The sequence below is a fragment of the Serratia surfactantfaciens genome (assembly GCF_001642805.2).
Taxonomy (GTDB): domain Bacteria; phylum Pseudomonadota; class Gammaproteobacteria; order Enterobacterales; family Enterobacteriaceae; genus Serratia; species Serratia surfactantfaciens.
In genome coordinates this window covers 204,430-217,375 of record NZ_CP016948.1, presented here as the reverse complement: position 1 = coordinate 217,375, position 12,946 = coordinate 204,430, and the positions used below count along the sequence as shown (strand labels likewise).

7 protein-coding genes, 2 tRNA genes, 2 rRNA genes and 1 other annotated feature are annotated in these 12,946 nt (G+C 55.0%); of the genes, 4 read left to right on the top strand and 7 right to left on the bottom strand.

Annotated elements, in window-relative coordinates; translation table 11 throughout:
- Positions 1-89: 89 nt before the first annotated feature.
- The 7 genes from ATE40_RS00940 to rluD all read right to left on the bottom strand — a co-directional run bounded on the left by ATE40_RS00940 (position 90) and on the right by rluD (position 9,946).
- A 23S ribosomal RNA gene (locus tag ATE40_RS00940) occupies positions 90-2,997 on the bottom strand.
- Positions 2,998-3,204: 207 nt separating this feature from the next.
- A tRNA-Ala gene (locus ATE40_RS00935) sits at positions 3,205-3,280 on the bottom strand.
- Between the two features lie 38 nt (positions 3,281-3,318).
- Positions 3,319-3,395: transfer RNA gene (locus ATE40_RS00930), tRNA-Ile, on the bottom strand.
- 74 nt (positions 3,396-3,469) lie between these two features.
- Positions 3,470-5,011, bottom strand: a 16S ribosomal RNA gene (locus tag ATE40_RS00925).
- Together the 16S and 23S rRNA genes with 2 tRNA genes alongside form the textbook arrangement of a ribosomal RNA operon.
- A 522-nt stretch (positions 5,012-5,533) precedes the next feature.
- Positions 5,534-8,107 (bottom strand): ATP-dependent chaperone ClpB, encoded by a 2,574-nt coding sequence (gene clpB / locus ATE40_RS00920; RefSeq protein ID WP_004932446.1) that lies wholly within the window; start codon positions 8,105-8,107, stop codon positions 5,534-5,536.
- Positions 8,108-8,237: 130 nt separating this feature from the next.
- Positions 8,238-8,969, bottom strand: a complete 732-nt coding sequence (gene yfiH / locus ATE40_RS00915; RefSeq protein WP_019455144.1) for a purine nucleoside phosphorylase YfiH — start codon at positions 8,967-8,969, stop codon at positions 8,238-8,240.
- Positions 8,969-9,946 (bottom strand): 23S rRNA pseudouridine(1911/1915/1917) synthase RluD, encoded by a 978-nt coding sequence (gene rluD / locus ATE40_RS00910; RefSeq protein WP_025159659.1) that lies wholly within the window; start codon positions 9,944-9,946, stop codon positions 8,969-8,971. The genes yfiH and rluD overlap by 1 nt, the downstream gene beginning before the upstream one ends.
- A gap of 131 nt (positions 9,947-10,077) precedes the next feature.
- Here rluD and bamD point away from each other — a divergent pair, with 131 nt between their 5' ends.
- The 4 genes from bamD (at position 10,078) to pheA (ending at position 12,911) form a co-directional block, all read left to right on the top strand.
- Complete coding sequence (gene bamD / locus ATE40_RS00905; RefSeq protein WP_004932456.1) at positions 10,078-10,809, top strand: outer membrane protein assembly factor BamD; 732 nt, start codon at positions 10,078-10,080, stop codon at positions 10,807-10,809.
- A 311-nt stretch (positions 10,810-11,120) separates the two neighbouring features.
- Entirely contained in the window at positions 11,121-11,462 is a 342-nt protein-coding gene (gene raiA, locus ATE40_RS00900) for a ribosome-associated translation inhibitor RaiA (RefSeq protein WP_004932457.1), read from the top strand.
- Positions 11,463-11,584: 122 nt separating this feature from the next.
- Positions 11,585-11,711, top strand: a sequence feature (Phe leader region).
- Positions 11,586-11,633 carry a hypothetical protein gene (locus ATE40_RS24545; RefSeq protein WP_101428074.1) on the top strand — a complete coding sequence of 16 codons (48 nt, stop codon included), beginning with the start codon at positions 11,586-11,588 and terminating at the stop codon, positions 11,631-11,633. It overlaps the preceding feature by 48 nt.
- A gap of 42 nt (positions 11,712-11,753) precedes the next feature.
- Entirely contained in the window at positions 11,754-12,911 is a 1,158-nt protein-coding gene (gene pheA, locus ATE40_RS00895) for a bifunctional chorismate mutase/prephenate dehydratase (RefSeq protein ID WP_042783716.1), read from the top strand.
- Positions 12,912-12,946 lie beyond the last annotated feature (35 nt).

Genomic DNA, 12,946 nt, shown 5'->3' with positions numbered 1-12,946 from the left:
CTGATACTCACCCCTTCGGGGCCAACGCTCCGCGTTGTTCAAAATCGTTCCCGACGATTTTGTCTCTCTAAAAACACCTTCGGTGTTGTAAGGTTAAGCCTCACGGATCATTAGTACTGGTTAGCTCAATGCATCGCTGCACTTACACACCCAGCCTATCAACGTCTTAGTCTTAAACGTTCCTTCAGGGGCCTTAAAGGTCCAGGGAAGACTCATCTTGAGGCAAGTTTCGCGCTTAGATGCTTTCAGCGCTTATCTTTTCCGCACTTAGCTACCGGGCAATGCCATTGGCATGACAACCCGAACACCAGTGGTGCGTTCACTCCGGTCCTCTCGTACTAGGAGCAACCCCTCTCAATCTTCCAACGCCCACGGCAGATAGGGACCGAACTGTCTCACGACGTTCTAAACCCAGCTCGCGTACCACTTTAAATGGCGAACAGCCATACCCTTGGGACCTACTTCAGCCCCAGGATGTGATGAGCCGACATCGAGGTGCCAAACACCGCCGTCGATATGAACTCTTGGGCGGTATCAGCCTGTTATCCCCGGAGTACCTTTTATCCGTTGAGCGATGGCCCTTCCATTCAGAACCACCGGATCACTAAGACCTACTTTCGTACCTGCTCGAGCCGTCACTCTCGCAGTCAAGCTAGCTTATGCCTTTGCACTAACCTCACGATGTCCGACCGTGATTAGCTAACCTTCGTGCTCCTCCGTTACTCTTTGGGAGGAGACCGCCCCAGTCAAACTACCCACCAGACACTGTCCTCACCCCAGATTATGGGGCAGAGTTAGAACATCAAACATTAAAGGGTGGTATTTCAAGGATGGCTCCACGCAGACTGGCGTCCACGCTTCAAAGCCTCCCACCTATCCTACACATCAAGGCTCAATGTTCAGTGTCAAGCTATAGTAAAGGTTCACGGGGTCTTTCCGTCTTGCCGCGGGTACACTGCATCTTCACAGCGAGTTCAATTTCACTGAGTCTCGGGTGGAGACAGCCTGGCCATCATTACGCCATTCGTGCAGGTCGGAACTTACCCGACAAGGAATTTCGCTACCTTAGGACCGTTATAGTTACGGCCGCCGTTTACTGGGGCTTCGATCAAGAGCTTCGCCTTGCGGCTGACCCCATCAATTAACCTTCCAGCACCGGGCAGGCGTCACACCGTATACGTCCACTTTCGTGTTTGCACAGTGCTGTGTTTTTATTAAACAGTTGCAGCCAGCTGGTATCTTCGACTGGCTTCAGCTCCATCCGCGAGGGACTTCACCTACATGCCAGCGTGCCTTCTCCCGAAGTTACGGCACCATTTTGCCTAGTTCCTTCACCCGAGTTCTCTCAAGCGCCTTGGTATTCTCTACCTGACCACCTGTGTCGGTTTGGGGTACGATTTAATGTTACCTGATGCTTAGAGGATTTTCCTGGAAGCAGGGCATCAACTACTTCTGCACCGTAGTGCATCGTCATCACGCCTCAGGGTTAGTATGCAACCGGATTTACCAGGTCACACCCCCTACACGCTTAAACCGGGACAACCGTCGCCCGGCTAGCCTAGCCTTCTCCGTCCCCCCTTCGCAGTAACACCAAGTACAGGAATATTAACCTGTTTCCCATCGACTACGCTTTTCAGCCTCGCCTTAGGGGTCGACTCACCCTGCCCCGATTAACGTTGGACAGGAACCCTTGGTCTTCCGGCGAGCGGGCTTTTCACCCGCTTTATCGTTACTTATGTCAGCATTCGCACTTCTGATACCTCCAGCAACCCTCACAGGCCACCTTCAACGGCTTACAGAACGCTCCCCTACCCAACAACGCATAAGCGTCGCTGCCGCAGCTTCGGTGCATGGTTTAGCCCCGTTACATCTTCCGCGCAGGCCGACTCGACCAGTGAGCTATTACGCTTTCTTTAAATGATGGCTGCTTCTAAGCCAACATCCTGGCTGTCTATGCCTTCCCACATCGTTTCCCACTTAACCATGACTTTGGGACCTTAGCTGGCGGTCTGGGTTGTTTCCCTCTTCACGACGGACGTTAGCACCCGCCGTGTGTCTCCCGTGATAACATTCTTCGGTATTCGGAGTTTGCATCGGTTTGGTAAGCCGGGATGGCCCCCTAGCCGAAACAGTGCTCTACCCCCGAAGATGAGTTCACGAGGCGCTACCTAAATAGCTTTCGGGGAGAACCAGCTATCTCCCGGTTTGATTGGCCTTTCACCCCCAGCCACAAGTCATCCGCTAATTTTTCAACATTAGTCGGTTCGGTCCTCCAGTTAGTGTTACCCAACCTTCAACCTGCCCATGGCTAGATCACCGGGTTTCGGGTCTATACCTTGCAACTATTCGCCCAGTTAAGACTCGGTTTCCCTACGGCTCCCCTATACGGTTAACCTTGCTACAAAATATAAGTCGCTGACCCATTATACAAAAGGTACGCAGTCACACCACGAAGGTGCTCCCACTGCTTGTACGTACACGGTTTCAGGTTCTATTTCACTCCCCTCGCCGGGGTTCTTTTCGCCTTTCCCTCACGGTACTGGTTCACTATCGGTCAGTCAGGAGTATTTAGCCTTGGAGGATGGTCCCCCCATATTCAGACAGGATGTCACGTGTCCCGCCCTACTCATCGAACTCACGACCTGTGCATTTTAGTGTACGGGGCTATCACCCTTTGCTGCGCGACTTTCCAGACGCTTCCACTAACACACAAGCCGATTCAGGTTCTGGGCTCCTCCCCGTTCGCTCGCCGCTACTGGGGGAATCTCGGTTGATTTCTTTTCCTCGGGGTACTTAGATGTTTCAGTTCCCCCGGTTCGCCTCATGCCACTATGTATTCATGACATGATAGTGTGTCGAAACACACTGGGTTTCCCCATTCGGGTATCGCCGGTTGTAACGGTTCATATCACCTTACCGACGCTTTTCGCAGATTAGCACGCCCTTCATCGCCTCTGACTGCCTAGGCATCCACCGTGTACGCTTAGTCACTTAACCTCACAACCCGAAGATGTTTCCATCGTTCGTGCTGCAAACATTTGAGAGACTCTATGACAGGTTACTCTTCATCCCAATACATCTACGGAGGGATAAATTTCAGCCGTCATGTTTCAATTTTCAGCTTGTTCCAGATTGTTAAAGAGCAAAATACTTCGCAGCATACTGTCGCCAATATACTCTGAAGTATTGAAATACCGGACTATATGGTGGAGCTAAGCGGGATCGAACCGCTGACCTCCTGCGTGCAAGGCAGGCGCTCTCCCAGCTGAGCTATAGCCCCATACAGTCACGTGCAGTACCTTTTCCACTTCTGAGAAGTGGTAGGCCTGAGTGGACTTGAACCACCGACCTCACCCTTATCAGGGGTGCGCTCTAACCACCTGAGCTACAAGCCTATAAAGGTATTTCTGCTCGTTACTTTCTATCAGACAATCTGTGTGAGCACGCCACTCGAACTAATATCTTTAGGTAAGGAGGTGATCCAACCGCAGGTTCCCCTACGGTTACCTTGTTACGACTTCACCCCAGTCATGAATCACAAAGTGGTAAGCGCCCTCCCGAAGGTTAAGCTACCTACTTCTTTTGCAACCCACTCCCATGGTGTGACGGGCGGTGTGTACAAGGCCCGGGAACGTATTCACCGTAGCATTCTGATCTACGATTACTAGCGATTCCGACTTCATGGAGTCGAGTTGCAGACTCCAATCCGGACTACGACATACTTTATGAGGTCCGCTTGCTCTCGCGAGGTCGCTTCTCTTTGTATATGCCATTGTAGCACGTGTGTAGCCCTACTCGTAAGGGCCATGATGACTTGACGTCATCCCCACCTTCCTCCAGTTTATCACTGGCAGTCTCCTTTGAGTTCCCGGCCGAACCGCTGGCAACAAAGGATAAGGGTTGCGCTCGTTGCGGGACTTAACCCAACATTTCACAACACGAGCTGACGACAGCCATGCAGCACCTGTCTCAGAGTTCCCGAAGGCACCAATCCATCTCTGGAAAGTTCTCTGGATGTCAAGAGTAGGTAAGGTTCTTCGCGTTGCATCGAATTAAACCACATGCTCCACCGCTTGTGCGGGCCCCCGTCAATTCATTTGAGTTTTAACCTTGCGGCCGTACTCCCCAGGCGGTCGATTTAACGCGTTAGCTCCGGAAGCCACGCCTCAAGGGCACAACCTCCAAATCGACATCGTTTACAGCGTGGACTACCAGGGTATCTAATCCTGTTTGCTCCCCACGCTTTCGCACCTGAGCGTCAGTCTTCGTCCAGGGGGCCGCCTTCGCCACCGGTATTCCTCCAGATCTCTACGCATTTCACCGCTACACCTGGAATTCTACCCCCCTCTACGAGACTCTAGCTTGCCAGTTTCAAATGCAGTTCCCAGGTTGAGCCCGGGGATTTCACATCTGACTTAACAAACCGCCTGCGTGCGCTTTACGCCCAGTAATTCCGATTAACGCTTGCACCCTCCGTATTACCGCGGCTGCTGGCACGGAGTTAGCCGGTGCTTCTTCTGCGAGTAACGTCAATTGATGAACGTATTAAGTTCACCACCTTCCTCCTCGCTGAAAGTGCTTTACAACCCGAAGGCCTTCTTCACACACGCGGCATGGCTGCATCAGGCTTGCGCCCATTGTGCAATATTCCCCACTGCTGCCTCCCGTAGGAGTCTGGACCGTGTCTCAGTTCCAGTGTGGCTGGTCATCCTCTCAGACCAGCTAGGGATCGTCGCCTAGGTGAGCCATTACCCCACCTACTAGCTAATCCCATCTGGGCACATCTGATGGCAAGAGGCCCGAAGGTCCCCCTCTTTGGTCTTGCGACGTTATGCGGTATTAGCTACCGTTTCCAGTAGTTATCCCCCTCCATCAGGCAGTTTCCCAGACATTACTCACCCGTCCGCCGCTCGTCACCCAGAGAGCAAGCTCTCTTGTGCTACCGCTCGACTTGCATGTGTTAAGCCTGCCGCCAGCGTTCAATCTGAGCCATGATCAAACTCTTCAATTAAAAGCTTGATTTGCTTCCACTCGAGAAGCGATGCTCAAAGATTTACTGCATGAATTTTACTTCAGTTAGTCACTCTTCAAGACTTGATATTTTTTTGCATCCGAAGATGCTGGATATCGTCTTGTGGAGTGCCCACACAGATTGTCTGATAAATTGTTAAAGAGCAGTGCCGAGAAACTTCATCGGCGCGGGCTGCGTATATTACGCTTTTCGCCCGGAGAGTCAAGCGTTTATTTCGCTTTCTTCTCGCTGACCCGGCGGCTTGTCAGTCGTTGTTCCCGGTCAGTGGAGGCGCATTATAGGGAGTTCTCGGCGGGCCGCAACCACTAATTGCAAAAAACTTTTCAAGCGTTCAAATAATCACCAAAAACGCCTTTTTAGGATGTTTATTAGTCAAAAAATACCGGTTTTAGCGCAGTAATAGCGGCAAACGCTGCAAACAGGAGCAAACAGGAGCAAACGAAGATAAAGAAAAGGGAGCGGTCGCCCGCTCCCTTTTATCTTTATTACGCTTAATCGCCGTTATTGGCGTGCGACGATATGGTCGTTTTCCACATCCAGCGTCACCAGCTTGCCGGGGATCAGCTTGCCGGACAGGATTTGCTGCGCCAACGGGTTCTCGATCTCCTGCTGAATAGCGCGTTTCAACGGACGCGCGCCATAGACAGGGTCGTAACCGGTTTTGCTCAACAGCGCCAGAGCAGGCTCGGTCATAGTCACTTCGTAACCGCGCTCTTCCAAACGCTTGTACAGACGCGACAGCTGAATCTTGGCGATCGCAGCAATATGTTTCTCGCCCAGCGGATGGAACACCACCACTTCATCGATACGGTTGATAAATTCCGGACGGAAGTGGTGACTCACCATCTCCATCACCGACTCTTTCATCTGCGCGTAGTTCATCTGACCGAAATGCTCCTGGATCAGATCCGAACCCAAGTTGGACGTCATGATCACCACGGTATTGCGGAAATCGACGGTGCGGCCTTGACCATCGGTCAGGCGGCCGTCATCCAACACCTGCAGCAGGATGTTGAACACGTCCGGGTGCGCTTTCTCGACTTCATCCAGCAGGATCACCGAATAAGGCCGACGGCGTACGGCCTCCGTCAGATAGCCACCCTCTTCATAACCGACATAGCCCGGAGGCGCGCCGACCAGACGAGAGACGGAGTGCTTCTCCATAAACTCGGACATATCGATACGCACCATGGCGTCGTCGCTGTCGAACAAGAACGAAGCCAACGCCTTGCAGAGCTCGGTTTTACCCACCCCGGTCGGGCCGAGGAACAGGAATGAACCGATCGGCCGGTTGGGATCGGACAACCCGGCGCGGCTGCGGCGAATCGCATTGGAAACCGCGCTGACCGCTTCGTCCTGGCCGATAACCCGCGAATGCAGCTCTTGCTCCAGGCGCAGCAGCTTGTCACGCTCCCCTTCCAGCATTCTGGCTACCGGGATCCCGGTGGCGCGCGCCAGCACCTCGGCAATCTCCGCATCGGTCACCCGGTTGCGCAGCAGCTTCATGCTCTTGCCTTCGGCCTGCGTGGCGGCGGCGAGCTGTTTCTCCAGCTCAGGGATTTTGCCGTATTGCAGTTCCGACATCCGCCCCAGATCGCCGACGCGTCGCGCCTGCTCCAGAGTGATTTTGGCCTGTTCGAGTTCAGCCTTGATATTCTGGGTGCCGGAGAGCGACGCTTTTTCCGCTTTCCACTCTTCTTCCAGCTCCGAATACTCGCGCTCTTTCTGCCCCAGCTCATCGCTGAGCATTTCCAGGCGTTTCTTGCTGGCATCGTCAGACTCTTTATTCAGCGCCTGCTGTTCCAGCTTCAATTGAATGATGCGGCGCTCAAGCCTGTCGAGCGATTCCGGCTTGGAGTCCATCTGCATGCGAATGCTGGACGCCGCTTCGTCGATCAGGTCGATAGCCTTGTCCGGCAATTGACGATCGGCGATATAACGGTGCGAAAGCGTTGCCGCCGCTACGATGGCCGGGTCGGTGATCTGCACATGGTGGTGCAGTTCGTAACGCTCTTTCAGGCCGCGCAGGATAGCGATGGTGTCTTCCACGCTCGGCTCCGCTACATACACTTTCTGGAAACGACGTTCGAGCGCCGCATCCTTCTCTATATATTGGCGGTACTCATCCAGCGTGGTGGCACCGACGCAGTGCAGTTCGCCGCGCGCCAGCGCCGGCTTCAGCATGTTGCCCGCATCCATCGCGCCATCCGCCTTCCCGGCACCGACCATGGTGTGCAGTTCGTCGATAAACAGGATCACACTGCCTTCCTGCTTGGCCAAATCGTTGAGCACGCCTTTCAGGCGCTCCTCAAACTCGCCGCGGTATTTGGCACCGGCGATCAAAGCGCCCATATCGAGGGACAATACGCGCTTGTGCTTCAGCCCTTCCGGCACTTCGCCGTTGATGATGCGTTGCGCCAGGCCTTCGACGATGGCGGTTTTACCCACGCCAGGTTCGCCGATCAACACCGGGTTGTTTTTGGTACGGCGCTGCAGCACCTGAATGGTGCGGCGGATCTCTTCGTCACGGCCGATCACCGGGTCAAGCTTGCCCTGCTCGGCGCGCTCGGTCAGGTCGATGGTATATTTCTTCAATGCTTGCCGTTGGTCTTCGGCGCCTTGATCTTCCACGCTGTCACCGCCTCTCATTTGTTCAATGGCTTTGCTGATTTTGTCGGCCGTCGCACCAGCCGCTTTCAACAAGTCGGTCAGCGAGCCGCGGTCTTCCAGCACCGCAAGCACAAACAGCTCGGAAGAAATGAATTTGTCCGCACGCTTCTGCGCCAGCTTGTCGCACAGGTTCAAAACGCGCACCAGCTCGTGGGACGGTTGAACGTCGCCACCGGTGCCTTCTACCTGCGGTAAACGGGACAGCGCCTGTTCGATCTCGGTGCGCACGCGCCCGGCATCGATACCTGCGGAAGTTAATAATGGACGAACCGTGCCCCCTTCCTGATTGAGCAGGGCGCTCATCAGATGTAGCGGTTCAATAAACTGGTTGTCGTGCCCAAGGGCTAGTGACTGGGCATCGGCGAGGGCAAGCTGGAATTTGTTGGTAAGACGATCCAGACGCATAACACCTCCAAGATGGGTCGAAATTGCTACTGGAGATTAAATGAGGTCATCCCTCAAATTTTCAAGGTTATCTCGACGCTAAATTTTCGGTACAACGCCATGCGTCGTTGGATCGTCCTAATTCAATAGGTTATATCAGCCAGATTAAACTTGCCAGACGTCCGGTTATTCCGTCGCGTCGATAGGAGAAAAAATGACTCGTTTCGTTAACCGTACAGCGGTCGCCGCCATAGATGGCCTGCACGCCCGCTCGCAACAAACGTTGGCGAGCCAGCAAGTAGATATTAGCCAAAAATTTATCGCCGTGCGGCGTAAACGCCGCCGCGGCTTCGGCGTCTTCCGCCATGAAAGCGGCGCGCACCTCCGGCCCGACCTCAAACTGCTGTGGGCCGATCGCCGGCCCCAACCAGGCGCTGATCTGGCCCGGCGCGGCGTTGAACGCCGCTACGGTTTGCTCCAGCACGCCGTGGCATAACCCACGCCAACCGGCGTGAGCGGCGGCCACTTCGTCGCCGCGCTGCGAGCAGAATAGCACCGGCAGACAATCCGCCGTCATCACTGCGCACACCTGCCCCGGCACATTGCTGTACACCGCATCCGCCCGCAGATCGGCGGGCGCTTGCCCGGCCAACGTCACCACGCGAGTGCCGTGTACCTGCTCGAGCCACACCGGCATTTGCGGCAAACCGGCGGCGATAACCAGCCGTTCCCGATTGCGCTTCACCGCTTGCACCTCGTCGCCGACGTGGGCGCCGAGATTCAGCGAGTCATAAGGCGGCAGGCTGACGCCGCCACCGCGCGTGGTGCTGCAGGCCTTAACGCCGGGAGGTAACGGCCAGTCGGGCAGAATGAGCGAGTTCATTACCAGTCCATCTGATCTTTGAATTCTTCGGTGTCCGCCTTCAGCGCATTGATCAGATCGACCATGTCCTGCGGCAGCGGCGCATGCCACTCCATCTGGATGCCGCTGATCGGATGGTACAAACGCAGCATGGTGGCGTGCAGCGCCTGGCGGTCAAAGCCGCGCAGCGTGTTGATGAAGGCTTCCGAAGCGCCCTTTGGCGGACGTGGACGGCCGCCGTACAGCGGATCGCCCACCAGCGGATGACTGATGTAGGCCATGTGCACGCGGATCTGGTGAGTACGGCCGGTTTCCAGGCGCAAACGCAGGCGGGTATGCGCACGGAAGTGCTCCATAATGCGATAATGCGTCACCGCCGGTTTACCCATCGGATGCACCGCCATGTGAGTGCGTTTGGTGGAGTGGCGCGCGATAGGCTCCTCTACCGTGCCGCCTGCCGTCATGGTGCCGATCGCCACCGCTTCGTATTCACGGGTGATTTCACGCGCCTGCAGCGCTTCCACCAGCCGAGTTTGCGCCGGTACGGTCTTCGCCACCACCATCAGGCCGGTGGTGTCTTTATCCAGACGGTGTACGATGCCGGCGCGCGGCACGTCGGCGATTTCCGGGTAGTGATGCAGCAGCGCATTGAGCACCGTGCCGTCCGGATTGCCGGCGCCAGGATGCACCACCAAATCGCGCGGCTTGTTGATCACCAGGATGTCGCTGTCTTCATAGACGATGTCCAGCGCAATGTCCTGCGGCTCCCAACGCGCTTCTTCTTCTATCTGTGCATCGATGGCGACCGCCTCTCCGCCCAGCACCTTCTCTTTCGGTTTGTTTGACGTTTTGCCATTGACCTTCACCCGATCGCCCAGGATCCACTCTTTTATGCGAGATCGTGAATAATCAGGGAACAATTCGGCCAAAGCCTGATCTAAACGTTGTCCGAGTTGAGATTCGGCCACCGTTGCGGTGAGTTGTACTTGTTGTGCCATATGCAGCTTCTTCGTTAACGTTGGGTTTTCACGGCGATGCCGTTTAATATAATGTGCTATTGTACCTGGTCTTTGTCGGGAGCTTAACGGACAGTCTCCCGGAATAACACCCTGAGGATAATCAAAACGTCATGACGCGTATGAAATATCTGGTGGCGGCAGCCACGTTGAGCCTGGCGCTGGCAGGTTGCTCCACATCCAAGGATGCGGTTCCCGACAACCCACCTTCGGAAATCTATGCTACCGCGCAGCAAAAACTGCAGGACGGTAACTTCAAGGGCGCGATTACGCAACTCGAAGCGTTAGACAACCGCTATCCTTTCGGGCCGTATTCCCAGCAGGTCCAGCTGGATTTGATTTACGCCTACTATAAGGCTGCCGACTTGCCGATGGCTCAGGCATCGATCGATCGCTTCATGCGCCTGAACCCGACGCACCCGAACATCGATTACGTGATGTACATGCGTGGTCTGACCGACATGGCGCTCGATGACAGCGCGCTGCAGGGCTTCTTCGGGGTTGACCGTTCGGACCGCGATCCTCAGCACGCTCGCGCTGCGTTCCGCGACTTCAGCCAGTTGATTCAGCAATATCCGAACAGCCAATACGCAACCGACGCCAACAAGCGTTTGGTGTATCTGAAAGACCGCTTGGCCAAGTATGAGCTTTCGGTGGCGGAATACTACACTAAACGCGGTGCTTACGTCGCGGTCGTTAATCGCGCCGAGCAGATGTTGCGTGAATTCCCGGATACCAAAGCGACGCACGACGTGTTGCCGCTGATGGAAAATGCCTACAAGCAGCTGCAGCTGAACGGCCAGGCTGACAAAGTGGCCAAAGTGATCGCCGCCAACCCGCAATAATCGCGCATCGGCAACGATAGAAAAACCAAACGGCAGCCCAGGCTGCCGTTTTCATTGGCGTCGACCGGGTTTTACTGGAAAAATACACAAGTAAAAACACGGTGTTAGCGAGCGCTATTCACCGGTCAACTCATCGATAATGCGCCATCCGGCGGCAACTCTCAAGCATTAGATAATCAATTCAGATGCTGAATCACAGATTGAACTAACTTTGCAAAAAGTGACAAAAAATCGTGATTCACATCACGCATTTAAACAAAAAGCGGGGTATGCTGGACTCACCAAGACGGAAAGACAGAGAGGTAAGTTATATGACATTGAACATTACCAGCAAACAAATGGATATCACTCCCGCCATCCGCAATCACGTCGAAGACCGTCTCACCAAACTGGAAAAATGGCAGACCCAGCTGATTAACCCGCATATCGTCTTATCCAAAGAGCCGCAAGGGTTTGTCGCCGACGCTACCATTACCACGCCTAACGGCCCGCTGGTCGCCAGCGCCAAGCATGACGACATGTATACCGCCGTTAATGAGCTTATCGCCAAGCTGGAGCGCCAGTTGAACAAGGTGCAGCACAAAGGCGAAGCACGCCGCTGCAATGCCAGCGTGAAAGACATCGTGCCGGAAGTCACGCAAGAGCAGGAATAACCGTCCGACTGCGATTGCCGCATCAAACGCGCCCGAGGGCGCGTTTTTTGTCGGGTATTTTTGTTGACGGGCTAAAAGCCAGCGGTTACTTTAAAACCTGTTCACAACAACCTTAGGTAGACCATGCCACGCACACCGTTTTTCTTCGCATTCTTTTTTACCTTCCCCTGACTGGGAGGCGTTTCGTCGTGTGAGAAAGAATGCGAAGACGAACAACAAGGCCTCCTGGAGACAGGGGGCTTTTTTTATGGCTGTTTTACAACGAATAAGAACAGAAGGCGGAAGCTGATTATGACTGACAACCCGTTATTGGTGCTGCGCGAGCGCATCAGCGCACTGGACTTGAAACTGCTGGCTCTGCTGGCGGAACGCCGTGAGCTGGCGATCGAAGTCGGCAAGACCAAGCTGCACTCTCACCGCCCGATCCGCGATAAAGAGCGCGAGCGCGATCTGCTGGATGCGCTGATCGCCGCCGCCAAGCCTTACGACCTGGATGGCTTCTACGTCACCCGTCTGTTTCAACTGATTATCGAAGATTCCGTCCTGACCCAACAGGCGCTGCTGCAGCACCAGCTCAACCCCGTCAGCCAACACTCCGCCCGCATCGCCTTCCTCGGCCCTAAAGGCTCTTATTCGCATCTGGCGGCGCGCCAATACGCCGCCCGTCATTTTGATCGGCTGATCGAATGCGGCTGCCAGAAGTTTCAGGATATCTTCGCCCAGGTGGAAACCGGCCAGGCGGACTATGCCATTCTGCCGATCGAGAACACCAGCTCCGGCTCGATTAACGAGGTGTATGATCTGCTGCAACATACCAGCCTGTCGATCGTCGGCGAGCTGACTAACCCGATCAACCACTGCGTTCTGATCGCTGGCGACAGCGATCTTAGCCAGATTGAAACCGTCTATAGCCACCCGCAGCCGTTCCAGCAGTGCAGCCAGTTCCTGAATCGCTTCCCGCACTGGAAAATTGAATATACCGAAAGCACCGCCGCCGCGATGGAGAAAGTCGCCAAGCTGAATTCACCGAAGGTGGCTGCGCTCGGTAGCGAAGCCGGCGGCGCGCTGTACGGGCTGCAAGTGTTGGAGCACAACCTCGCCAACCAGCAACAAAATATCACCCGTTTCATCGTCTTGGCGCGCAAAGCGATCGACGTCTCCGAACAGGTGCCGGCCAAAACCACGCTGATCATGGCGACCGGCCAGCAATCCGGCGCGCTGGTCGAAGCGCTGCTGGTACTGCGAGACAACGGCATTATCATGACCAAACTGGAGTCACGCCCGATCAATGGCAATCCATGGGAAGAGATGTTTTATATCGATGTGCAGGCCAACCTGCGCGCCGACGCGATGCAAAAAGCACTGCGCGATCTGGCGCCGATCACCCGCTCACTGAAGGTGTTGGGTTGTTACCCGAGCGACACCGTGGTGCCGGTCAACCCGTCGTGAAACCATAAAAAAAGGGTTCGGCCAAGCCGAACCCT